At 70.2% G+C, this 21,811-nt stretch carries 17 protein-coding genes and 1 other RNA gene; 6 read left to right on the forward strand and 12 right to left on the reverse strand.

Annotation, left to right across the window (positions count from 1 at the left end):
• Positions 1 to 172: 172 nt before the first annotated feature.
• Entirely contained in the window at positions 173 to 799 is a 627-nt protein-coding gene (locus CEK68_RS16935; RefSeq protein ID WP_152240075.1) for a ParB-like protein, read from the forward strand.
• On the opposite strand, the gene CEK68_RS16940 is transcribed toward CEK68_RS16935, so the two are convergent.
• Together CEK68_RS16940 and CEK68_RS16945 are read right to left on the reverse strand one after the other, a co-directional pair.
• Complete coding sequence (locus CEK68_RS16940) at positions 760 to 1,260, reverse strand: MgtC/SapB family protein (RefSeq protein ID WP_152240076.1); 501 nt, start codon at positions 1,258 to 1,260, stop codon at positions 760 to 762. The two genes, CEK68_RS16935 and CEK68_RS16940, sit on opposite strands and share 40 nt — an antisense overlap.
• Before the next feature lie 91 nt (positions 1,261 to 1,351).
• Complete coding sequence (locus CEK68_RS16945; protein WP_152240077.1) at positions 1,352 to 2,278, reverse strand: carbohydrate kinase; 927 nt, start codon at positions 2,276 to 2,278, stop codon at positions 1,352 to 1,354.
• Between the two features lie 339 nt (positions 2,279 to 2,617).
• On the opposite strand from CEK68_RS16945, the gene CEK68_RS16950 reads away from it, so the two are divergent.
• Positions 2,618 to 3,250: an NAD-dependent dehydratase gene (locus CEK68_RS16950; protein WP_152240078.1), complete on the forward strand. Its 633-nt coding sequence runs from the start codon at positions 2,618 to 2,620 to the stop codon at positions 3,248 to 3,250.
• 207 nt (positions 3,251 to 3,457) lie between these two features.
• Here CEK68_RS16950 and CEK68_RS16955 read toward each other — a convergent pair whose 3' ends face one another.
• The gene (locus CEK68_RS16955) at positions 3,458 to 4,219 is read right to left on the reverse strand and encodes an SDR family NAD(P)-dependent oxidoreductase (protein ID WP_152240079.1); all 762 of its coding nucleotides are present in this window, start codon (positions 4,217 to 4,219) and stop codon (positions 3,458 to 3,460) included.
• Positions 4,220 to 4,384: 165 nt separating this feature from the next.
• On the opposite strand from CEK68_RS16955, the gene CEK68_RS16960 reads away from it, so the two are divergent.
• Positions 4,385 to 4,714, forward strand: a complete 330-nt coding sequence (locus CEK68_RS16960; RefSeq protein ID WP_152240080.1) for a DUF6172 family protein — start codon at positions 4,385 to 4,387, stop codon at positions 4,712 to 4,714.
• A 323-nt stretch (positions 4,715 to 5,037) separates the two neighbouring features.
• Here CEK68_RS16960 and CEK68_RS16965 read toward each other — a convergent pair whose 3' ends face one another.
• The 8 genes from CEK68_RS16965 to CEK68_RS17000 form a co-directional block, all read right to left on the reverse strand.
• Positions 5,038 to 6,324, reverse strand: coding sequence for a DEAD/DEAH box helicase (locus CEK68_RS16965; protein ID WP_152240081.1), 1,287 nt, complete (start codon positions 6,322 to 6,324; stop codon positions 5,038 to 5,040).
• Positions 6,325 to 6,693: 369 nt separating this feature from the next.
• The gene (locus tag CEK68_RS16970) at positions 6,694 to 8,265 is read right to left on the reverse strand and encodes a M4 family metallopeptidase (protein ID WP_152240082.1); all 1,572 of its coding nucleotides are present in this window, start codon (positions 8,263 to 8,265) and stop codon (positions 6,694 to 6,696) included.
• A 1,252-nt stretch (positions 8,266 to 9,517) separates the two neighbouring features.
• Entirely contained in the window at positions 9,518 to 10,957 is a 1,440-nt protein-coding gene (locus CEK68_RS16975; RefSeq protein WP_152240083.1) for a dihydrolipoamide acetyltransferase family protein, read from the reverse strand.
• Complete coding sequence (locus tag CEK68_RS16980) at positions 10,954 to 11,304, reverse strand: SH3 domain-containing protein (protein ID WP_017910228.1); 351 nt, start codon at positions 11,302 to 11,304, stop codon at positions 10,954 to 10,956. Before CEK68_RS16980 ends, CEK68_RS16975 begins: the two co-directional genes overlap by 4 nt.
• Before the next feature lies 1 nt (position 11,305).
• Positions 11,306 to 12,385, reverse strand: a complete 1,080-nt coding sequence (locus tag CEK68_RS16985) for an alpha-ketoacid dehydrogenase subunit beta (RefSeq protein WP_152240084.1) — start codon at positions 12,383 to 12,385, stop codon at positions 11,306 to 11,308.
• Positions 12,378 to 13,466 (reverse strand): pyruvate dehydrogenase (acetyl-transferring) E1 component subunit alpha, encoded by a 1,089-nt coding sequence (pdhA, locus tag CEK68_RS16990; RefSeq protein ID WP_152240085.1) that lies wholly within the window; start codon positions 13,464 to 13,466, stop codon positions 12,378 to 12,380. Before pdhA ends, CEK68_RS16985 begins: the two co-directional genes overlap by 8 nt.
• Positions 13,467 to 13,991: 525 nt before the next feature.
• Positions 13,992 to 17,573 carry a lamin tail domain-containing protein gene (locus tag CEK68_RS16995; RefSeq protein WP_152240086.1) on the reverse strand — a complete coding sequence of 1,194 codons (3,582 nt, stop codon included), beginning with the start codon at positions 17,571 to 17,573 and terminating at the stop codon, positions 13,992 to 13,994.
• Between the two features lie 42 nt (positions 17,574 to 17,615).
• A non-coding RNA gene (locus tag CEK68_RS17000) (sX9 sRNA) lies at positions 17,616 to 17,691 on the reverse strand.
• Between the two features lie 192 nt (positions 17,692 to 17,883).
• Between CEK68_RS17000 and CEK68_RS17005 the strand changes: the two genes are divergently transcribed.
• The 3 genes from CEK68_RS17005 to CEK68_RS17015 all read left to right on the forward strand — a co-directional run bounded on the left by CEK68_RS17005 (position 17,884) and on the right by CEK68_RS17015 (position 21,321).
• Positions 17,884 to 18,795, forward strand: coding sequence for a tryptophan 2,3-dioxygenase family protein (locus tag CEK68_RS17005; protein WP_152240087.1), 912 nt, complete (start codon positions 17,884 to 17,886; stop codon positions 18,793 to 18,795).
• A 294-nt stretch (positions 18,796 to 19,089) separates the two neighbouring features.
• Positions 19,090 to 20,703, forward strand: coding sequence for an oligopeptide:H+ symporter (locus CEK68_RS17010; protein WP_152240088.1), 1,614 nt, complete (start codon positions 19,090 to 19,092; stop codon positions 20,701 to 20,703).
• Positions 20,704 to 20,718: 15 nt separating this feature from the next.
• Entirely contained in the window at positions 20,719 to 21,321 is a 603-nt protein-coding gene (locus CEK68_RS17015; RefSeq protein ID WP_152240089.1) for a thioredoxin family protein, read from the forward strand.
• Positions 21,322 to 21,465: 144 nt separating this feature from the next.
• Here the strand turns inward: CEK68_RS17015 and CEK68_RS17020 are convergent.
• Positions 21,466 to 21,811, reverse strand: a 346-nt coding sequence (locus tag CEK68_RS17020) for a MarR family transcriptional regulator (protein ID WP_152240090.1), incomplete at its 5' end; no start/stop codon positions are given.

The following is a 21,811-nucleotide window of genomic DNA, read 5'->3' on the forward strand; positions in this document are numbered from 1 at the left end:
GGTTCCCTGGCCGTCGCACCCTCACCCCCAACCCCTCTCCCGGAGGGAGAGGGGAGCAACACCTGGCTCCCGAAAGATCGCGCGTGCCGCGGCGCTGTGCAGAACGTGCACGACGCTGGCACTCTGGCGGCCGCGCCTGGTGCCGGCGCGCACACTTCCACGGAGACTGAGCATGGCCGATCCCCGCGAACCGCTGCTGCATCCCGTTCCGATCCTGTCCCTGCGTCCCACGCAGATGACCGTGGGCATGCGCGAGGTGAAGGAGAAGCGCAAGCGCTGGCGCGCGCACGCGTCCAAGCACAAGCAGGCCGAACTGCTCGGCACGCACATGATCCCGGTGGTGCTGGGACCGGACGGCCGCTACTACGTGGTCGATCACCACCACCTGGCGCGGGCGCTGCACGACGAAGGGGTGGAGGACATCCTGGTCACGGTGATCGCCGACCTCAGCATGGTCGACAAGGGCGCGCTGTGGAGCGTGCTGGATCATCGCCGCTGGGCCTATCCCTACGACGCCAAGGGCGAGCGCCGCCCGTTCAAGGACATGCCCACGTCGATCGCCGACCTGAAGGACGATCCCTACCGCAGCCTCGCCGGCGAGGTGCGCCGCGCGGGCGGCTACGCCAAGGACACCACGCCGTTCAGCGAGTTCCTGTGGGCCGACCTGTTCCGCCGCCGGCTGCGGCGCCGCGACGTCAAGGAGGATTTCGCCCGCGCCATGGAAACCGCGCTCGCGCTCGCCAAGAGCCGGGACGCGAGCTACTTGCCGGGCTGGTGCGGGTCGCTGTCCGACGACTGATCCGGCGTGGCGTCATGCGCCGGCCTGCCGCCCAGGAGTGCGTGCAGGGCGCGTTCGACGCGGCCGCCGAACAGCAGGATGACGAAGGCGATGACCAGCGACACCGCCACGATCTGCCACTGGCCGGCGCCGCACATGATGCCGACGCAGGCGGTGAGCCAGACGCAGGCGGCGCTGGTCAGGCCGTGGACCCGCACGTGCTTCTCGACGTGATAGATGACGCCGGCACCGAGGAAGCCGATGCCGGTCAGGATGCCCTGGATGACGCGGCTGCCGGCATCGGTGAAGCCGCCCTTGCCGAGCGGGTCGGCCAGCAGCACCACCATCGCGGTGGCCAGGCCGACCAGGCCCAGCGTGCGGATGCCGATCGGCTTGCCGTGCAGGTCGCGGTTCAATCCGATCGCCGCGCCGGCGAGGGCGGCGATCCCCAGGCGTACGGCGATCTCGGACAGGTCGGTCAAGGCAGGTCTCCCGGTGGATGTGTCGCCGCAGGCGGCCGGCCCATCATAGGCAACCCGGCCGCGGGCGCCGCGTGCATGCCGTCGGCTGGCCTCAGAGCGCGGCGCGGACGTCGTCCAGGCTGGGCGGATTGGCGCCGGCGCGGGTGCAGTTGATCGCTGCGGCGGCCACGCAGAACTGCAGCAGGCGCTCCAGCGCGGCCGGCTCGCTGCCCAGCGCCGCCAGCGCGGCCGGATCGGGCAACTGCTGCAGCAGCGCCGCCTGGAAGCTGTCGCCGGCGCCGACCGTATCGACCACCTGCACCACGCGGCCGGGCACGCGCGCTTCGCTGTCGCCGCGCCAGGCCACCGCGCCGTCGCCGCCGAGGGTCATCACCACCAGCGACGGCCCCTGCTGCAGCCAGCTGCGGGCGATGGCGAACGGATCCTGCTGCGGATACAGCAGCTCGATGTCCTCCTGGCTGACCTTGACCACGTGCGCCAGCGCGATCCAGCGCGCCAGCCGCGCGCGCCACACCGCCATGTCCGGCTCCACCGTCGGCCGCACGTTCGGATCCAGCGAGATCAGCCGCTGCCCGCGCTCGCGCTCGGCCAGTGCCTGGAAGGTGCTGGCGGTGGTCTCGGCGACCAGGGTGTAGGAGCCGAAATGCAGGCCGCCGACGCGTGCGTCCAGCGCCGGCAGGTCGGCCTCGGTCAGCGCGCGATCGGCGCAGCCGGTGCCGTAGAAGGCGTAGTTGGGCACGCCGCTCGCGTCCAGCGCGACCATCACCAGGGTGGTGGCCTCGCGCTTGTCGATGCAGTAGTCCAGGGCCACGCCTTCGCCTTCGAGGGTGGCGCGCAGCTGGCGGCCGAGCGGGTCGGTGGACAGGCCGGTGAACAGCGCCGACGGCGCGCCCAGGCGGGCCAGGCCGATCGCCACGTTGAACGGCGAACCGCCCTGGCGCGCGGTCATCCCGACCGAGGTGCCGGCGTAGCCGTCGATGAAGATGTCGTACAAGGCCTCTCCGCACACCACGAACATCGAACCGCTCCTCATAGGTTGCAGCGCGCCGGCCGGCGCGATGGGGCGGCTATTGTGGCGTACCTGCTGCGGCGCGGCGACCGTGTGTGGGGCAGGCAGGAGCATGCGAGGACCAGGCTGGCTGGCGCCCCGAACCCTCATCCGCCCCTGCGGGGCACCTTCCCCCGATGGGAGAAGGGAACAGCTGAAGCCCCTCTCCCTCCGGGAGAGGGGTTGGGGTGAGGGTACGGCCGCGCAGCGCCTCATGGACCGCCTTGCACCGCACACCCCACCCACAACGCCTTGCCGCCGCCCCTGCGATAGTCGCCACCTCCCCCAGCCAGCCTCCAAGGACGCTTCATGAAAATCCTGCTCGCCGGCGCCACCGGCCTGGTCGGCGGCCACGCGCTGCGCCAGTTGCTGGCCGCCCCCGCCTGCAGCGCGGTGATCGCGCCGACCCGGCGCGCGCTGGAGCTGGTCCATCCCAAGCTGTTCAACCCGGTGCTCGACTTCGACGCGCTGCCGACGCAGGCGCCGTGGTGGCAGGTAGAGGCGGCGATCTGCGCGCTCGGCACCACGATGCGCCAGGCCGGCTCGCGGGAGGCGTTCCGCCGGGTCGATCACGACTATCCGCTGGCGATCGCGCGCCTGCTGCGCCAGCACGGCACCGAGGCCTTCGCGCTGAACTCCGCGCTGGGCGCGAATCCGCGGTCATGGGCGTTCTACAACCGGGTCAAGGGCGAGTTGGAACACGACCTGCGCGTGCTCGGCTTTACGTCGCTGACCCTGGTGCGGCCGGGCCTGATCGGCGGCGAGCGTGCGCAACGCCGCCGCGGCGAGCATGCCGCCAGCGTGGTGTTGCGTGCGCTCGGGCCGCTGCTGCCGCGGCGCTACCGGATCAATCCGGCCGAACGCATCGCCGCGGCGCTGGTCGCGGCCGCACTGCAGCCGCGCCCGGGCGTGCAGATCGTCGATGCGGCGCAGTTGGTTTAGGGGCCGGGATTGGGGAGTGGGGATTCGGGATTGGAGCGTCGTGCGCGAGTCCGCAGCATTGCCCGCCAACGCACGTTTGGGCGACTTCTCTGTGGGTCGTCCGCGGTGTGACGCCGGCGCCAGGCCACATCACCACGGCATCGCGTGCAGCCCACACTCGCCGCAGCGCGCTCGCGCGCACTGGACGCGGCCGCACACCGAGCCTCCTCAGGCGCCCAGCGACTGCCCGCCGTCCACCGCCAGCACCTGGCCGGTGATCCAGCGTGCCTGCGGCGAGGCCAGGAACAGTGCCGCGTTGGCGACATCGTCGATCGCGCCGAAGGCGCCGAACGGAATGCTCGCGCGGATCTGCCGGTACAGCTCGGGCTGCTGCTGGCGGCGCTGCTCCCACAGGCCGCCGGGGAACTCGATGGAACCGGGCGCGATCGCATTGACCCGGATCCGCTCGCGCGCCAGCTGCGTCGCCAGGGTGGTCGTGTAGTAGTTCAGCGCCGCCTTCGCCGCCGAGTACGCCGGCACCCGCGGCGTCGGCCGCAGGCCGTTGATCGAGCTGATGTTGAGGATGCAGCCGCGACCACTGCCGCGCAGGTGCGGCAACGCGGCGCGGTTGCAGCGCACCGCGGCCATCAGGTCGATGTCGAAGCCGGCCTGCCAGCTCGCATCGTCGTCGCCATGGCCGTAGCCGGAGGCGTTGTTGATCATCACGTCGATGCCACCCAGTGCGTCCGCGGCCTGGGCCACCCAGGTCTGGATCTGCGCGGCGTCGGCCAGATCGCAGCACTGCGCCGCGACCGGGTGGCCGTGGCGCTGCAGCTGCGCGGTGGCGTCGGCCAGCGGCGCGGGACTGCGCGCGCAGATCGCCACTGCGGCGCCATGGCGGGCGAAGGCATCGGCGATCGCCAGGCCGATCCCGCGGCTGGCGCCGGCAACGAGCACGCGGTATCCCGCGAAAGCGGACGGATCGGTCATCGGTGGCTCCTGCGTGCCATGGGGCGTGCCCCGATTATCCGCGCAATCCGCAGCGTGCGGCCGCTTCTGGCACCATGGCGGCCGTCGTACGCGCCGTCCGTCGGTGCGCCCGCCGCGCCGTCGCCCTGCGATGACCGCCGCATTCCCTTTCCAGGATTTCCCGCAGTGAAGAAGACCTACCGGCTCCGCATCGAAGGCAAGCATCCCGACCGCCTGCTCGATGCCGCCAAGCACGAAATCCGCAAGTACATCCGCCGCGAGCGCCGCAAGACCTTGCCGGCCGGTGCGGACTACTGGGATTTCGACACCCTGTTCGGCACCGAGGAAGCCACCGCCGCGGTGCTGCCGCCGGCCGAACTGCTGCGTGCGGTCGACGCGCTGGTCGCTGCCGTCGGCGACCAGTTCTACGTGGAAATCCGCAGCCGCGCCTGCACGCGGCCGCCGCGGGCCAAGGGCGGCCAGGACGAAAGCGAGCACGATCCCTTCGAGGACTGAGCGCGATTCGGCGTGCCTGTCGCGCCGGGGGCGGCGCCGTGGAATCGACGTGCGGCTCCAGGCCACTACCCGCGCCTTTTGGCATTGCCGCAGCGCTTGCCGCGGTGCGCCAGGCCCTCCAGGCGTTTCTGGCCGGAGGGCTGACTGCGGCACGCGTTGGCGCGGACGCTCCCGGCGTCCTTGGTCGGATCCGTCCGACAAGCCCGCGTAGCATGGCGACGCGGTCGTCCTGATGTTCTGGCCGGAAACGTGCCTGATCTCGGCACGCATCTGTTTGGCGACGGATGCCGCAGTGAAGCGTCGTACAGCCCACGCGGCGGCGCTCAGCCGCTCGCGGGCGGCTCCCCGTTGTGCGCACGCGCCGCGCGCAGCCGGTCCTTCTTGCTCGGTCGCTTGCCCTTGATGCCGCCGGTGGAGGCGGCCGCCTCTGTGGCCGGCGCGGCGGCCGGGTGTGGCGCTTGCTTCGGCTCGAAACCGGGAATGCGTTCGCGCGGCACGCGCACGCCTTGCCGCTTTTCGATCAGGCGCAGATGCGCCGCACTGGCCGCGTCGACGAAGCTCAGCGCCTGGCCCTCGGCACCGGCGCGCGCGCTGCGGCCGATGCGATGGGTGTAGTCCGCGGTGGAACGCGGCAGGTCGTAGTTCACCACCACCGGCAGCGCGGCGATGTCGATGCCGCGCGCGGCCAGGTCGGTGGTCACCAGCACGCGCAGTTGCTGCTGGCGGAACGCCTCCAGCGTGCGCTGACGCCGGCCCTGGGCGAGGTCGCCGTGCAGCGGTTGCGCGGCGATGCCGGCCTTGCTCAGTGCCGTGGCGACCTGCTCGGTGCTGCGCCGGCTGGCCACGAACACCAGCGCCCGCGGCCAGGCCTCGTGGTCCAACAGATGCTGGAGCAGGGCCAGACGCCGGTCGCTGTCGACCTCGATCGCGCGCTGACGCAGCGTCGCCGGAATCGCCGCGGCGTCGGCGGCGTCGCCGATGCGTCGCGGCGCGCGCAGCAGGCGCGTGGCCAGCGCCGCGATCGGGGCTGGCAGGGTGGCCGAGAACAACAGGGTCTGCCGCGTCGGCGGCAGCAGTTGCAGCAGCCGCTCCAGTTCGGCGCCGAAGCCCAGGTCGAGCAGGCGGTCGGCCTCGTCCAGCACCAGGTGCGCCACCGCGTCCAGTTGCAGCGCGCGCTGCGCCAGCAGGTCGAGCAGACGCCCGGGCGTGGCCACCACCACGTCGGCACCGCCGCGCAGCGCCAGCATCTGCGGATTGATCGAGACCCCGCCGACCGCCACCACCACCCGCGGCCGCCGCGGCAGTTCCAGGCCCAGCGCGACGAAGGTGTCGGCGACCTGCACCGCCAGTTCGCGGGTCGGCACCAGCACCAGCACGCGGGTGGAGCGCGCCGGCCTGGCCGCCTGCGCGCAGGCCTGCAGCAACGGCAGCGCGAACGCCGCGGTCTTGCCGGAACCGGTCTGCGCCATGGCCAGCAGATCGTGGCCGGCGACGACGAGCGGTACGGCCTGCTGCTGGATTGGCGTGGGCGTCTGCCAGCCGACGCGCGCGAGCGCGGCGGCGAAGGCGGGATACAGCGCGGGCGACAGGCCGAGGGAAGCGAACGGCATCGGGAGGGGCAGCGAAGGTGAGACTGGACAGTATCGCCGACCCGGCGCACGCGCGGCTTCCTTCGTTGACGCGCCTGGCCATCGCGCGTCGCGGCTGATCCCGAAAAGGGGACAAGAGCCGCTCCCACAAGGGCTTGCGGCAAGCTCGCCGGATGCACTTTGGTAGAGACTTCAGTCCCGACGCATTGCGGCATCGGAAAGCACGCCACTTCGCCCGTCGCGGCTGATCCCGAAAAGGGGACAAGCGCCGCTCCTACGCGACGATCGGCGAGAGCATCTGTTGCCAATCCCCAATCCCCAATCCCCAATCCCAATCCCGAACTGCAACGCACGGCCATCCATGCGGATGGCCGTGCGCGAGTGGGCAGGTTACTGCGGGCAGCTGACGCCAACGGCGGCGAAGGCATTGCGCACCGCGGTCACCGAGCGGCTCAGGTCGCTCGCGGCGGTCTGCACGCCGCAGGCGCCGCTGTTGAAGCTGGTGCTGGGCGTCCAGTACAGCTGGTTGGCGCGGGCGAATACCTCGAACGCGCTGCGCGTGTTCCAGCCGGAGGTGGTGGCCAGGGTGTAGAACGCCTTGTTGTAGACGCCCGAGGAGTAATGCACGTCCAGGCCGCTGCGGTAGTTGGCGGCGTTGTCGATCGAGCTGCCGTCCTGCGTCGGGTTGGCCATGTAGCGCAGCGCACCGTTGGCCTTGAAGATCTCGGTGCCGACCTTGAAGTCGTTCGTGCCCTTGAGGTAGTACTCGGTGGCCTCGCCGGCCATGTCCGAGAACGCCTCGTTGATGCCGCCGGACTGGCCGGAATAGGTGAGGTTGGAATGCTGCTCGGTGAAGCCGTGCGAGACCTCGTGGCCGGCGACGTCGGCGCTGACCAGCGGATAGAACCGCGTGTTGCCGTCGCCGAAGTTCATCGTCGAGCCGTTCCAGAACGCGTTCTCGTAGCGCGTGCCGTAATGCACGCGCATCACCAACTGGAAGGTCAGCGGCGCCACGCCGACGTAGCTGCGATACATCTTCTCGATCACGCCGCCGAAGTAGTGCGCGTCGTTGATCGGCGAATAGGCGCCATTGATGGCCTTGTAGGTGTTGCGCGGGCAGGTGAACTGGTACGCGGTGGTGCCGGAGCTGCCGCCGTTGAGGTTCACCGACTTGACGTTGCTGTTCTGCATGCGGCAGTTGTCGTCCACCTCCAGGAAGCCATGGATGCTGTCGCTGCCGTACTCGTACTGGCCGGTCTTGGCGTTGCCGCCGGGGCCGGTGGCGTCGCGCGTGGTCAGCGCGTCCCACTGCTTGAGGATGGCGCCGCTGCGCGCATCCACGATCACGAACGGCCTGCTCGGCGCGCCGCCGTTCGGCGCATCGGCGAAGAACGACACCACGTAGGCCAGGTGCGCGCGGTCGCTGTCGTCGAGATAGATCATCTGCGGCGCCTGCGCGCGTTCGATGCGGCGCTCGGCCTGGGCGGCGCCCAGCGCGACGCGCTGGGCCAGGAGCAACGCACGGTCGGCAGTCAGCGTGGCGCTGGGCGCATTGGCGGCAGTCGCCGGCAACTCGCTGGCCAGCCCGGCCACCGAGCGGCCGAACAGGCTGCGCACGCTGCCGTCGGCGCGCTCGCTGACGATCACCTGCTCGCCCCATACCGGAATGCCGCGGAAAGTCTGCTGGTAGCGGCGGTGCACGGTGCCGTCGGCATCGTCGCTGCTGCCGAGCAGGGTCAGCGCGGACTCGGCGTCCAGCCCGATCAGTTCGGCATGGCGCACCGCGGCCGCGGCCGGGATGCCGCCGACGCGCGCGGCGGCGCTGCGGTACTGGGTACCGAGCGTGTCCGGGTTCTTGGCGTGCAGATCCACGCGTTGCGCGGCGCTGGCGGAGGTGGCGGCGAGCGCAAGCAGCAGGGACGGCAGCAGCACCGACGGACGATGATGACGTGGCAGAGTCATGAGCGGAATCCTCGAACGCAAGAAGGAAGGGCGCGCCGTCGCGGCAGCGGAGCGGCCGTGGCGCGATGCGTGGCATGACGTTCAGGGCAGTGCGGCCGATCGGCGCAGTGCCTCCCCCTGTGCAGCGACCATAACGGCGGCGTCGCGTCGCGTGGTAGACAGGTTGCGTTCAGGGTTTTTGCATCGAGCAGATGCGGTATCGCCGTAGCTGCGACGTGTGACGCGCAATCGAGCCAAGCGGTTCGCCATCACGGTGCATGCAGGTCGGCGGATGTGCACCGAATGCATGCGAAGCGATCGCAGCACCAATGCCGGACCGCCGGTAGCACTTGGTCCCTGCACTGTGGGAGGGGCTTCAACCCCGACGCACTGTGCAGGAATTGCTCGGGAGAGCATCCCGTAGTGTGTAGAAGACTGCAGAGACTACGCGCGCCTCTGCGTGGCCTCCGAGGCATCCAATGCAGAACGGCCTCAATCGCGGTGCTTTTAGTTCGTCGCGTCGGGACTGAAGTCCCTCCCACACGGGACGCATCTGCTGTACCTGGTGCGCAGATGCACCGTCTGGTTTTATGCAGATCGGCTGATGTGCACCGAATGCATGCAGAGTGATCGGCAGCACCAATCCCGGACCGCCGGTAGCGCTTGGTCACTGCCCTGTGGGAGGGGCTTCAGCCCCGACGCGCTGTGCTGGAACTGCTCGGGGAATGAATACGCGATTTTTGGAAGACCGCCGAGAACATGCCCCGTGACGTGACCTGCGTGGCATCCGCTGCAGAAAGGCTTGAGACCCACCGCTTTTTTGTTCGTCGCGTCGGGACTGAAGTCCCTCCCACAATGGTGATGCATCCGCTGCGGCAGGCGCAGCGGATGACTCGCCTCGTGTCGGCCAGGGCGGCTGATGTGCAAAGAATGCACGCCGAAGCGATCGGTAGCGCGACTCCCATATCGCCCCTTTGCGCCTGCCGGTGGCCCTGTGGGAGGGGCTTCAGCCCCGACGCGCTGTGCTGGAGTTGCTCGGGAGAGCATCCCGAAGTGTGTAGAAGACCGTAGAAAACACGCGCCCCTCTATGTCGCCGCTGAGGCCTGCGCTGCAGAACGGGCTCAATCCCAATGCCTTTAGTTCGTCGCGTCGGGACTGAAGTCCCTCCCACAATGGGGGGCATACCACCATGGCGGTGCATCTACTGCGTCAGCGCAGCAGATGCACCGTCTGGCGTCAGGCAGGTCGGCTGATCTGCAAGACGGCTGGCGCTCAGCCCGGCAGCGCCAGGTCGTCGATCATCGCGCGCAGGAAGCGCGCCGCTTCGCCGCCGGTGCAGGCGCGGTGGTCGAAGCTCAGCGACAGCGGCAAAATCTTGTGCGTCTCCACGCCGCCCATCACCGGCACCAGCTGGTGGCGGGCGCGGCCTGCGGCGACGATGGCCACGCACGGCGGCACCACGATCGGGGTGGCGTAGCGGCCGGCGAACATGCCGAAGTTGGACAGCGAGATGGTGTAGCCGCTCAGCTCCGAGGCCGGGATGCTGCGCGCCTCCACCTGCTGGCGCAGGCGGTTGATGCCTTCGCGCACGCCGCTCGCATCGAGCATGTCGGCGTTGCGCAGGGCCGGCACGAACAGGCCGTCGTCGGTGTCCACGGCGATGCCGATGTCCACGTGCGCGTGCAGGGTGCGGGTCAGCGCCTCGCCGTCGAACCAGGCGTTGAGCGCCGGCACCGCCTGGCAGGCGGCGACGATCGCGCGCACCAGGCGCCCGGTGGTGTCGTTGCCCGGCGTCCATGCGTGCAGGTCGGCATCGTCGTTGAGCGTGGTCAGCACCACCTGGCGCTGCGCCTCGGCCATCACCCGCGCCATGTTGCGGCGCACGCCCTTCAGCGGCTCGGGCTGGCCCTGCATGGCCACGCCCGGCGGCTGCGTGCGCATCGGCTTGCCGGCGGCGGAGAGCGGGGTGCGCGCAGGAGCGGCTTGGGATGTGCGGGCCGGCGCAGGAGCGGCTTCAGCCGCGACGGCAGGGCTCCGTGCAGTCGCGGCCGAAGCCGTTCCTGCAGCGGCGCCGGCTTTCGCCGAACCATCGGCCGCGGCCTGCTTGACGTCGGCCAGGGTGACTGCGCCGTCGGCGCCGCTGGCACGCACGCGGCCCAGGTCCACGCCCAGCTTCTTGGCCAGGGCGCGTACCGCCGGCATCGCGCGTACGCCGCCGACCGACACGGCCTGCTCGCTGTGCACGGTGTTGGAGCTCTGCATCGCGCCGACCACGGTGCCGGCATCGTCGCGCTCGCCCGCGGCCTGCGCGTTGTCGGCGTCGTGCAGTTCGCCGCCGTCGTCGGAGGCGACCACGCGGTCGTCGGCCGCAGCGGTGTCCGCGCCGGCACCCTTGCCGGACGCGGCCGGTGCCGCGCCGCCATGGTGATGGCCGGTGTCCTGGCCTTCGGCGCGCTGCGGCAGGTTCGGGTCGGGCGCGAACTGCGCCAGCATGCTGCCGGTGACGACGATGTCGCCCGGCGCGCCGGCCAGCTTCAGCACCTTGCCGGAGACCGGCGACGGCACTTCGACCACCGCCTTGGCGGTTTCCATCGACACCAGCGGCTCGTCCAGCCGGATGGTGTCGCCTTCCTTGACGAACCACTCGACGATGGTCGCGTCGGGCAGGCCTTCGCCCAGGTCGGGCAGATTGAAATTCTTGGTTTGGCTCATGTGGTCTCTTCCAGCAGTTCCAGGTCGCGTGCCGGCAGCCAGCCCTGCGTGCCGTCGGCGCGCTCGGCCCACCACCAGTCGCCGTATTCGTGATGCAGGACGACGGTGTCGCCCTGCGCGGCATCGAGTTCGCGCGCATCGTAGTCGCGCATCGCCACGGCATGGCCGTCGCCGGTCGGCTGCAGCCAGGCCAGCGGCGCCCAGCCGGCGCTGCCGGCGGTGCCGGTGATCCAGACGAACGCCGGCCACTCTTCGTCGCGCACGCCCAGCGCGACCCGCTCGCCGGCGGCGATGCGGATCGGATGCGGATAGGCGGCGCGGTAATCGCTGATCAGACGTGCCTGCATATCAACCCGCGGCCATCGCCCGCTTGGCCGCCGCGACGATCTTGTCGGTGCTCGGCAGGTACTTCATTTCCAGCCGGAACAGCGGGATGTGGGTGTCGTAGCCGGTCACGCGCTGCACCGGCGCGACCAGGTCGTACATCGACTGCTCGGCCAGGCGCGCGGCGATCTCGGCGCCGAAGCCGGCGCTGCGCGGGGCCTCCTGCACGATCACGCAGCGGCCGGTGCGCGCCACCGATTCGGCGATGGTGTCGAAGTCCAGCGGGCGCAGCGTGGCCACGTCGATCACTTCGGCGCTGATGCCGTCGGCGGCGAGGCGGTCGGCGGCCTCCAGCGCTTCCTTGACCTGCGCGCCCCAGGCGACCAGGGTCACGTCGGTGCCGTCGCGCAGCACGAAGCACACGTCCAGCGGCAGCGCCTCGCCATCGTCGGCGACCACTTCCTTGTACTGCCGGTAGATGCGCTTGGGTTCCATGTAGATCACCGGATCCGGCTCGCGGATCGCCGCCAGCAGCAGGCCGTAGGCGCGCTGCGGCGAGGACGGCAGCACCACGCGCAGGCCAGGCACGTTGGTGAAGATGGCTTCGTTGGCTTCGCTGTGGTGCTCCGGCGCGCGGATGCCGCCGCCCCACGGCACGCGCAGCACCATCGGGCAGTGCAGGCGGCCACGCGTACGGGTACGCAGGCGCGCGGCGTGGCAGATCAGGTGATCGACCATCGGGTACACGAAGCCGTCGAACTGCGCTTCGGCCACCGGCTTCATGCCCTGCGCGGCGAGGCCGACGCTGAGCCCGGCGATGGTGGTCTCGTCCAGCGGGGTGTCGAGCACGCGCTGCGCGCCGAAGCGCTGCTGCAGGCCGGCGGTGGCGCGGAACACGCCGCCGTTGACGCCCACGTCCTCGCCCAGCACCAGCACCGACGGGTCGTGCTGCAGTTCCCAGGCCAGCGCCTGGGTCACCGCTTCGATCAGGGTAATGGGCGTGCTGGTCATCGGGCTGTCTCCGCGCGCGGTGGCGGCGCTGTGGGCGGTGCCGGCCGCAGACGCGGCCGCGTGGTCGGCGAGGCGGGGGCTCAACTCATCCATGGCGCTGCTCCAGGGCGATGGCCTCGGCGCGCTGCGCGAGCAGGTCCGGCGGCGGGTCGGCGTACAGGTAATCGAACATGGCTTCCACCGGCTGCACCGGGGTTTCCAGGTAGGCATTGAGTTCGATGTCAGCCAGGCGCGCGCATTCCTGCTTCCACGCGGCTTCCTCTTCCTCGCTCCACAGGCCCTGCGCGCTCAGCCAGGTGCGCAGGCGCAGCAGCGGCTCGCGTTCCCAGGCCTGCTTGACCTCGGCGTCGTCGCGGTAGCGGCGCGCGTCGTCGGCGGTGGTGTGGTCGGACAGGCGGTAGGTCATGAACTCGATCACCGTGCCGCCCTGGCCGGCCAACGCGCGCTCGCGCGCCTGGCGCATCGCTTCGAGCACGGCGATCAGGTCGTTGCCGTCCACCTGCAGGCAGTGCAGGCCGCCAGCCAGGCCCTTCTGCGCCAGGGTATGCGCGCCGGTCTGTGCGTTGCGCGGCACCGAGATCGCCCAGCCGTTGTTGATCACGCACAGGATCAGCGGCAGCTGGTACGCGCCGGCGGAGTTGAGCGCGGCGTAGAAGTCGGTCTTGGACGAGCCGCCGTCGCCGCAGGTGGCCACCGCCACCTGGGGTTCGCCGCGTAGCTTGAACGCCAGCGCGGCGCCGGCCGCGTGCAGGCACTGGGTGGAGATCGGCACGCAGATCGGGAAGTCGCGGGCGGCGTCGGAATCGCGCTGGAAGTCGCTGCCGCGCTCGTCGCCGCCCCAGTACAGCAGGATCTCGCGCGGACGCACGCCGCGCATGAACATCGCGCCGTACTCGCGGTAGCTGGGCGCCAGCACGTCGCCGCGGCGCATCGACGCGCCGATGCCGATGTGGGTGGCCTCGTGGCCCAGGCAGGAGGCGTAGGTGCCCAGCTTGCCGGTGCGCTGCAGGGCCACCGCCTTGCTGTCGAAGGTGCGCACGTAGAGCATCTGCTTGAACAGCGCCAGCAGCGTCTGCGGGTTGGCCGAATCGGCCGGAAGCGCGTCGCGGACCGGCTGGCCGCCCGCGTCGAGGTACTGCAGGAACTCAATTTCGAACTGGGCGGCGATGCTCATGGCGATGGCGCTCTCGACAACAAGTTTCAAATGATATGAGTCGGCATGTTAAGGAAGCCGTGCACAAAAGCCGTCGTGCACCGCAGCACGCGGCGATGCCGTATCGCACAAGAAAAGCGTGGTCGCGCCGCGTTGCCGATTGATGGCGTTGGGTATCGCCGATGTTGCACTGCGATGCATGCCGTTCATGTGCGCCTGGGTGTCCACCGGTGGCGGTGGTACATGCCGGCGGTGCGGTGCGCGCTGGAGGCGAGAGTGTCGGACAGGGACAGAAGGCGCACGCGTGCAGCAGCAGCGCAAGGGCATCGCGCATCGCCCGCTACGCACCCTCAAGCCGCATGGACGTCGCCTCGTAACAGCGGCTTCAGCCGCGACCGGCGTTACCGGGGATACTCCATCGCGGCTGACGCCGCTCCTGCGCGATAGCGCTTTCGGCAGCACGTGATCGGCGCCGGGTGGCGTCGCCCCAAGCAAAAAGGGCGTGGCCTTGCGGCCACGCCCTTTCGTCTGCACCGCTTGCCGCGATCAGCGGCCGAACAGGCGCAGCCCCTCCACGCGGGTGCTCAAGCGCGCGCTGTTGTCGCTCGGGTCGGCATCGGCCGAGGTCGAGCCGGCGCTGGCGCCGATCACGATCTGGCGGTCGGCCGGCAGCGGCCGTGTCGCCAGGCTCAGGCGGAACGCGGCGCTGGCGCCCGGCGCCAGGTCGGCGCCGCTGCGGCACTGGAAGCGCGCGCTGCGCAGGCCGTGGTTCTGCCGCACGCACTGCCAGCCGCGCGGCGGCACCAGCGCGGTGAGCGCCGACAGGGTGCTGCCGTCGATCTCCAGGCTGGCGCCCTGCACCGGCGCATTGCCGTGGTTGCGCACGTCGATGCGGTAGTCGGCGAAGAAGGCAAAGAACGGCAGGGTGGCCGGACCGTCGATCGACACCGCCAGGTCGCCGGCCGGACGCGCCTGCACCGCCACCGTGGCGCCGCCGCCGTTGTCGCCGGGGTTGGGGTCCTCGGTCTGCGAGGCCACCGATGCGGCCAGGCTCAGGCTGCGCCCGACCAGGGCGGTGCCGGCCGGCACTGCCACCTCGAAGCGCGGCGTGGTGCCGGCGGCGAACTGCGCGGTGCTGCAGGTGACCACGGTCTGCGCAGCCACCTCCGGCGCGGCGCAGTCCCAGCCCGGGGCGGCGGTCACGCTCGGGGCCACCGCCGCGTCCAGGGCGAAGGCGACTGCCGCCGCACGCGCCGCGTCCGGACCGGCGTTGGCCAGTTCCACGCTGTAGCGGATGGTGTCGTCGGCATAGACGGACGCGTTGGCGGCGCTCACGCGCAGGCTCAGGTCGGCGCGCTCCAGCGGCTTGAGCTTGATCAGCACCACCGCCGGGTCGTGGTCGGACAGCCGCGCCGGGGAGTTGGCGTCGTTGCGGGCCACGGCCGGGAAGTCGGCGTTGAGCCGCGCATGGCCTTCGCTGAGGCTGGCGATCTGCGCCGAGCGCATCAGCGCGCGGTTGGCCAGGATGTGGTCCAGCGACTGCACGTTGCCGTCGTAGGCGTAGGAGTAGCTCTGGTCCGGCGTCGACAGCAGGGTCAGGTTGTACAGCGCCGGATCGACCAGGGTGGCGCCGTCGCCAGGCACCACGGTCTGCGCGTCCGCCGCCGGCAGGCCGGTGATGGTGCCCATCGCATCGACGTAGCCGTCGTTGAACTCGAAGGCGTTGAAGTCGCCCATCACCAACAGTTGCTCTGTGGGATCTGCGGCCTGGCGCGCCTGCAGCAGGTTGGCCAGGAACACCGCCTGCGCCTGACGCTTGGCGCGGATGCGCTGGCCGCTGGCGTCGTCGGTCTCGGCGCCGTTGAGCGAACGCTGGTGCACCTCGACCACGGTCAGCGGCAGCGCGCGGCCGTCGGCGAAATGCACCACCGCCTTCAGCAGCAGCGGCGGACGGTCGTTGAGCAGGCTGACCGTGCCGCTGGGCTCGGTCCAGGTGGCGGCCTTGCCTTCCTGGCTCACCGAGACCACCTCGACGCGGGCGATGCCGGCGCCGACCTGCGCGGTCTTGACCAGAAAGCCGACGTCGATGCCGCCCACGTCGTTGCCTTCCTGCAGGTAGGCCACGTACTGCGGATCGGGCTGGCCGGCGGCCACCGCATCGCGGTTGACGCGGTCGGCCAGGGTCTGCAGCACGCTCAGGTTCTCGATCTCCACCGTGCCGAGGATGTCGGGGGTGTTGAGGTAGTTGCGGATCGCCAGCGAGGCCTTGTTGAGGCGCGCCTGGTAGGCGGCCGCGGTCAGCACCGGTTCGCCGATCGCCGGATCGTTCTGGTCGTCGAAGAAGCGCTCCATGTTGTAGGTGGCGATGTTGACGTCGTCGGCCTGCGGCGCGGGAGCCGGCTTGGGCTGGTCGGCGCCGTCGCACTGCACGGTGGGCGCGGTTTCCGGATAGATCGTGTAGCGCCGGAAGCTGTAGTCCAGCGGACCGCTGACGCCGAGCACGGTGCAGCCGGCGGCCACGTCGAGGCGCTCGCCGCCGAGGCCGGCGCTGCCGACCGCGATCACCTGCGGGCTGGTGTTCCAGCGCGGCACATCGCTCGGCGAGCCCGCCGGCAACGTATCGGGCTGCTGCACGCCGGCGGTGCGCCAGGCGCGCGGCAGGCCGGTGACCACGGCATGGAACACGCCGTTGCTGGTCGCGCTGGCGTTGGTCTCGTTGACGTTGCCCAGGGTCGGGGTGTTGACGGTCAGGCTGGGCACGGTGACGCGCATGCCTTCCAGGCGCTCGAGCTGGTCGTAGGCGCCGTTCGGGTCGGGGAAGCGGGTGGTCAGCTCGACCGCGGCCGGCAGCGGATTGCCGGTGGACTGCAGCAGCACCGTCGGCGAGCTCAGTTCGGTCAGCGGCGGCTGGCTGGGGTCGGTGCTGGGCACGTATTCGACCACCGTGGCCTGCACCCGCACCGCGTTGCCCACCGCGGCCTCGGCCGGCGGCGCGCTGCCGGTGTAGACATAGATGCCCTCGGAAGTGAGCGGGTCGGCGTCGGCCTGGGCGTCGGGCGTCTGCAGGAAGAAGCCGGCGCTGCGCCGCGCGGTGACGATGCCGCTGGTGGCGACCACCTGGCCGACCAGCGGCGAGCGCGCGCCGCTGCCCTGGATGCTGTGGATCGGCACCAGGTTGAAGTCGTCGTTGAGGATCACCCCGCTGGCGGTCAGCGTGGACGGCAGCGCGCCGCTGACGCCGCTGATGTCGAGGTAGAAGGTTTCGTCGGGTTCGTTGCTGGTGTCGCCATTGACCAGCACGCGCACCTCGGCGCTGCTTTCGCCGGCCGGGATGGTCACCTGGGTCGCGGCCAGCGCCTGGTAGTCGCTGCCGGCGGTGGCGGTGCCGTCGCGGGTGGCGACGGTGAAGGTGACGCCGGCGCTGCCGGCCGGCTGGCTCAGCGTCACCGTGAACACGAATGCGCTGCTGCCGCTGTCGCCTTCGGCGCGGCTGACGTTGGCCACGCTGGCCACCGGCAGGTTGCCGCCGCCGCACAGGCTGACCGGCGCGGCGCTGTTGCGCGGGGTCGGTGCGCCGGTGGCGAAGTCGGCGTTGTTGTTGTCGCTGTCGGTGCAGCCGCCGTTGCCGCGCAGCACCGCCAGGGTGTTGCTGGGCGCGGCGGTCGGGGCGCTGCCTTCGGCGCAGCTGGCGCTGCTGCCGTAGCCGACGAAGTCGGCGTTGCCGGCCGGGCAGGCGCCGCTCAGCGCGGCGCTGCTCTTGCTCAGCGCGATCTTGCCGGCGCTGCCGCTCATGGCGATGGTGCCGGTGGCGTCGGGCGTGGGTAGCGCGGTGCTGCCGCCGCTGCCGTCGGCCTGCTTGACCAGGTAGTAGCCGCCCGGCGCGATGCTGCCGCTCAGCGGGGTGACCTGCCAGCTGCTGCCGGCGGCCGAGGCGTACTGCACCGACCAGCCGGCCAGGCTCACCGCCTCGCTGCCGTTGTTGTGCAATTCGACGAAATCGCTCTTGTAGGTGGCGCCGCTGTTGCCGCCACCGCCATAGACCTGGCTGATGACCACCTGCGCCTGGGCGTACCCGGCACACCCCAACGCGCACGACAACACTGCAGCTCGAAGCAGCATGGTTCGCATGAACAAGATCTCCCCGATCCTTGAAGACGTGGACTTAAGAGTGGCGAACGAAACGTAGCGAGCAGTCGCCAGGTGGGTGCGGACGGCGCGGAGGAACCGCAATGTACGAGTGGTACATGAGGATTCCGAGCACCGTCCGCGCCCGCCTGGTGGCTGCGCAGTAGTTTCGTTAGCCGCTCTTACGCAGATGAACCGACGGCACCCCCCAGGCGCCGCCGACGATTGTGCCGGAGTTTGTCAGCCGGTGCTGACGAATGTGTGACATTCGTCGCTGCGGTACCCTTGCCGGCCCGGAACGCCCACGCCGCCCATGCCCGTCGAACAGAACCAGCGCCCGCTCGAAGCCGGCATCCACACCGACCTGGAAGGCCGCCTGACCTACGGCGGCTACCTGCGCCTGGACCGGCTGCTGTCGGCGCAGCAGCCGCTGTCGAACCCGCCGCACCACGACGAACTGCTGTTCATCGTCCAGCACCAGACCTCCGAGTTGTGGCTGAAGCTGCTGGCGCACGAGCTGGGCGCGGCGATCGCGCATCTGCAGCGCGACCAGGTATGGCAGTGCCGCAAGGTGCTGGCGCGCAGCAAGCAGGTGCTGCGCCTGCTCACCGAGCAGTGGTCGGTGCTGGAGACCCTGACCCCGTCCGAGTACATGGGCTTTCGCGATGTGCTCGGCCCGTCCTCCGGGTTCCAGTCGCTGCAGTACCGCACCATCGAATTCATGCTCGGCAACAAGAACGCGCAGATGCTGCCGGTGTTCGACCACGACCCGCAGGGCCAGGCGGCGCTGCAGGCGGTGCTGGAGGCGCCCAGCCTGTACGAGGAGTTCCTGCGCTACCTGGCCCGCTTCGGCCACGCGGTGCCGGCGCCGTACCATGCCCGCGACTGGCGCCAGCCGCATGTCAGCGACCCGCTGTTGCGCCCGGTGTTCGAGCGCATCTACGAGAACACCGACCGCTACTGGCGCGAGTACTCCCTGTGCGAGGACCTGGTGGACCTGGAGACCCAGTTCCAGCTGTGGCGCTTCCGCCACATGCGCACGGTGATGCGGGTGATCGGCTTCAAGCGCGGCACCGGCGGCTCCAGCGGCGTCGGCTTCCTGCAGCAGGCGCTGGCGCTCACCTTCTTTCCGGAGTTGTTCGAGGTGCGGACGTCGGTGGGGCTGGAAAGCCGGGACCCGGAACTCGGGACCCGGGACCCGGATGGGGCGTCGCAAGCGCCGTAGTGGAGCGCGCTGGCAGGCGCCGCTCGGCCTTGCTGCGCTGCGTCGTGGTCGGAGGCTTCTGTCTTTCCGTGTGGCGCGCCGCGCGGAGGCTGGCGTACCGCATGCGCACATCGCCTTCTCGCCCGGAATCCCTGGCCTTCGAGGGCCCGCCTTTCCGGGTCCCGGGCTCCGGGTCCCGAGTCCCGGCCCGTCCGCGCATTTGACGCCACGCCGTCGCTCGGTGATCCTCGCCCGTTGCCCGGCCTGGCCGGCCGCACCGCCCCAGCCCATCCTGAATACGCAAGGGAACACCGCATGAGCGTTGACGTCGTCGCGTCGAACCACCCCGCCTCACCGCAACCGCCGTCAGCGCAACCGCCCGAATTCAAGACCCTGCTGGGGCATCCGCGCCCCCTGTGGATGCTGTTCATGACCGAATTCTGGGAACGCTTCGCGTTCTACGGCATTCGCTGGGCGCTGGTGCTGTACATCGTGGCGCAGTTCTACGACGGGCAGGGCGCCGGCCAGGCGCCGGCCAGCGCCACGTACGGGGCCTACCTGGCGTTGGTGTACGCGGCGGCGATCTTCGGCGGCTACATCGCCGATCGGGTGCTCGGGTACCAGCGCTCGATCCTGGTCGGTGCGGCGGTGATGGCGACCGGTCTTTTCATGATCGCCATCCCCAACCAGCAGGTGTTCGAGCTGGGGCTCTCCACGATCATCGTCGGCAATGGCCTGTTCAAGCCGAACATCTCGACCATGGTCGGCAAGCTCTACAGCGTGGCCGATCCGCGTCGGGACAGCGGCTTCACCATCTTCTACATGGGCATCAACATCGGCGCCATGGTCTCGCCGGTGCTGACCCAGATGCTGGCCGAGAAAGTGTTCGGCACCGTCGCGATGCCGTCGTACAAGATGGTGTTCATCGCCTCCGGCGTCGGCATGCTGATCAGCCTGCTGTGGTTCCTGGTCGGTCGCGCCCAGCTCAAGGGGATCGGCGCGGCCGAGCCCGGCACCGGCGGCCGTGTCGTCGCGGTGCTGCTGGGGTGCGTGCTGGCGGTCCCGGTCATCTATTTCGTGCTCGGCGGCGGGCTGGCCCGGTACGTGGCCGATGCGCTGATGGCGCTCGGCTGGCTGAAGCCGGTGTATGTGCAGGGCGCGCTCGACTACGAGAAGACGCTTGCCGCCGCGACCGTGCTGGCCTGGATCCTCGGCGCGATTTTCGTCGGGTTGTCGGTGATGCTGCTGGTCGAAGGCATCCGCAACGGCAAGGTCGCGCGCGACAAGGTGATCGCGATGCTGATCATCTTCGCCTTCAACGTGCTGTTCTGGATGTTCTTCGAGCAGGCCGGCAGTTCCTTCACCTTCCTCGCCGACGAGATCGTCAACCGCCAGTTCGGCGACTGGACCTTCCCGACCGCATGGTTCCAGTCGGTCAACTCGCTGGCGATCATCACTCTGGCGCCGGTCATCGCCTGGATCTGGGTCAAGGCCGGCCGCTTCAATCCGTCGATCTCGCGCAAGTTCGCGCTGGGCCTGGTGTTCAACGGTCTGGCCTTCCTGCTGCTGATGTTCGCGCTGTCGAGCCTGGTCAACGACGCCGGCAAGATCCCGTTCTGGACCCTGTTCATGGTCTACGTCATCCAGTCGGTGGGCGAGCTGTGCCTGTCGCCGATCGGGCTGTCGATGGTGACCAAGCTGGCGCCGGTGCGCCTGGTCGGCTTCGGCATGGGCGGCTGGTTCCTGTCCACCGGCATCGGCAACAACCTGTCCGGCATCTTCGCCAGCCATGTCAGCGGCGAAGGCGGCATGACCGTGTCTTCCGCGCTGGGTGGGTATACCTTCGGCTTCTGGGCGCTGCTGGGCGCCGGCGTGGTGCTGTTCCTGATCGCGCCGCTGATCAGCAAGCTGATGCACGGTGTGAAGTAACCTGAGGACGACGCAATGGCGATGAACAAGACGATCTGCGCTGCCCTGGCGGCGATGCTGGCGCTGAGCGCGTGCGGGCAGACCGCGGCGCCGCCCGACGCGCAGGCGCCGGCCAAGCCGCTGGACACCTCGGTGCAGAAGCCGCCGGTGGCCGACCCCAACCAGCCGGTGGCCTCGGGCAATACCCCGGCCGCCGCCGACGTGGCCGCGGCCAAGGCCCTGGGCGCGCAGTTCGATCCGCAGCGCAATCCGGCCGACGACCTGGACACCGCCATGGTCGAGGCCAAGCGCGGCGGCAAGCGCATCCTGCTCGACGTGGGCAACGAGGCGTGCGACTGGTGCCACACCCTGGACACCTTCATCGAGGGCGATGCGGAGCTGCGCAGCTTCCGCGATGCGAACTTCGTCTGGGTCAAGGTCAACGTCAGCGACGCCAACAAGAACGACGCGTTCATGGCGCAGTACCCGAAGATCGTCGACTTCCCGCACCTGCTGGTGCTCGACGCCGACGGCAAGCTGCTGCACTCGCAGGTGCTCGCCGACCTGCAGAAGGGCAAGGACTACGATCGCAGGAAGTTCTCGGACTTCCTCAAGGAATGGGCACCGCCCAAGGCCTGAGCGGCCGCGAAGCGCAATTCTCGTAGGAGCGGGTCTTGTCCCCTTTCGTGGGGTCAGCCGCGACCGGGCTTCCAAGGAATGCCCTGTCGCGGATGAAGCCGCTCCTGCGGTGTTCGAGGCCCCGGTGTCACGGGCCCCGGCGCCTCAGCGCCCGGTCATGCTCGGCAGGCCCTCGGCCGCCAGGCGGTCGATCAGCCGGTTCAGCAGCCGCTGCTCGTCCTCGCTGAAGGGCGCCAGCAGGCGCCGCTCGCATTCCAGCACCATCGGTGCCACCACCTGGTACACCTCCACCCCGGCCGCGGTCAGGTGCAGCACCGAGCGGCGGCGGTCGTCGCCGTGGGTCTCGCGCTGGATGAAGCCACGCTCCAGCTGCCGCGCCACCGCCCGGCTCACCGCTACCTTGTCCATCGCGGTGCGCTCGGAGACCTCGCCGGCCGACAGCCCCGGATACAGCGCCAGCACCGCCATCACCCGCCACTCGGTCACCGCC

The sequence above is a fragment of the Xanthomonas sp. LMG 12461 genome, assembly GCF_009192935.1.
Taxonomy (GTDB): Bacteria; Pseudomonadota; Gammaproteobacteria; order Xanthomonadales; family Xanthomonadaceae; genus Xanthomonas_A; species Xanthomonas_A sontii.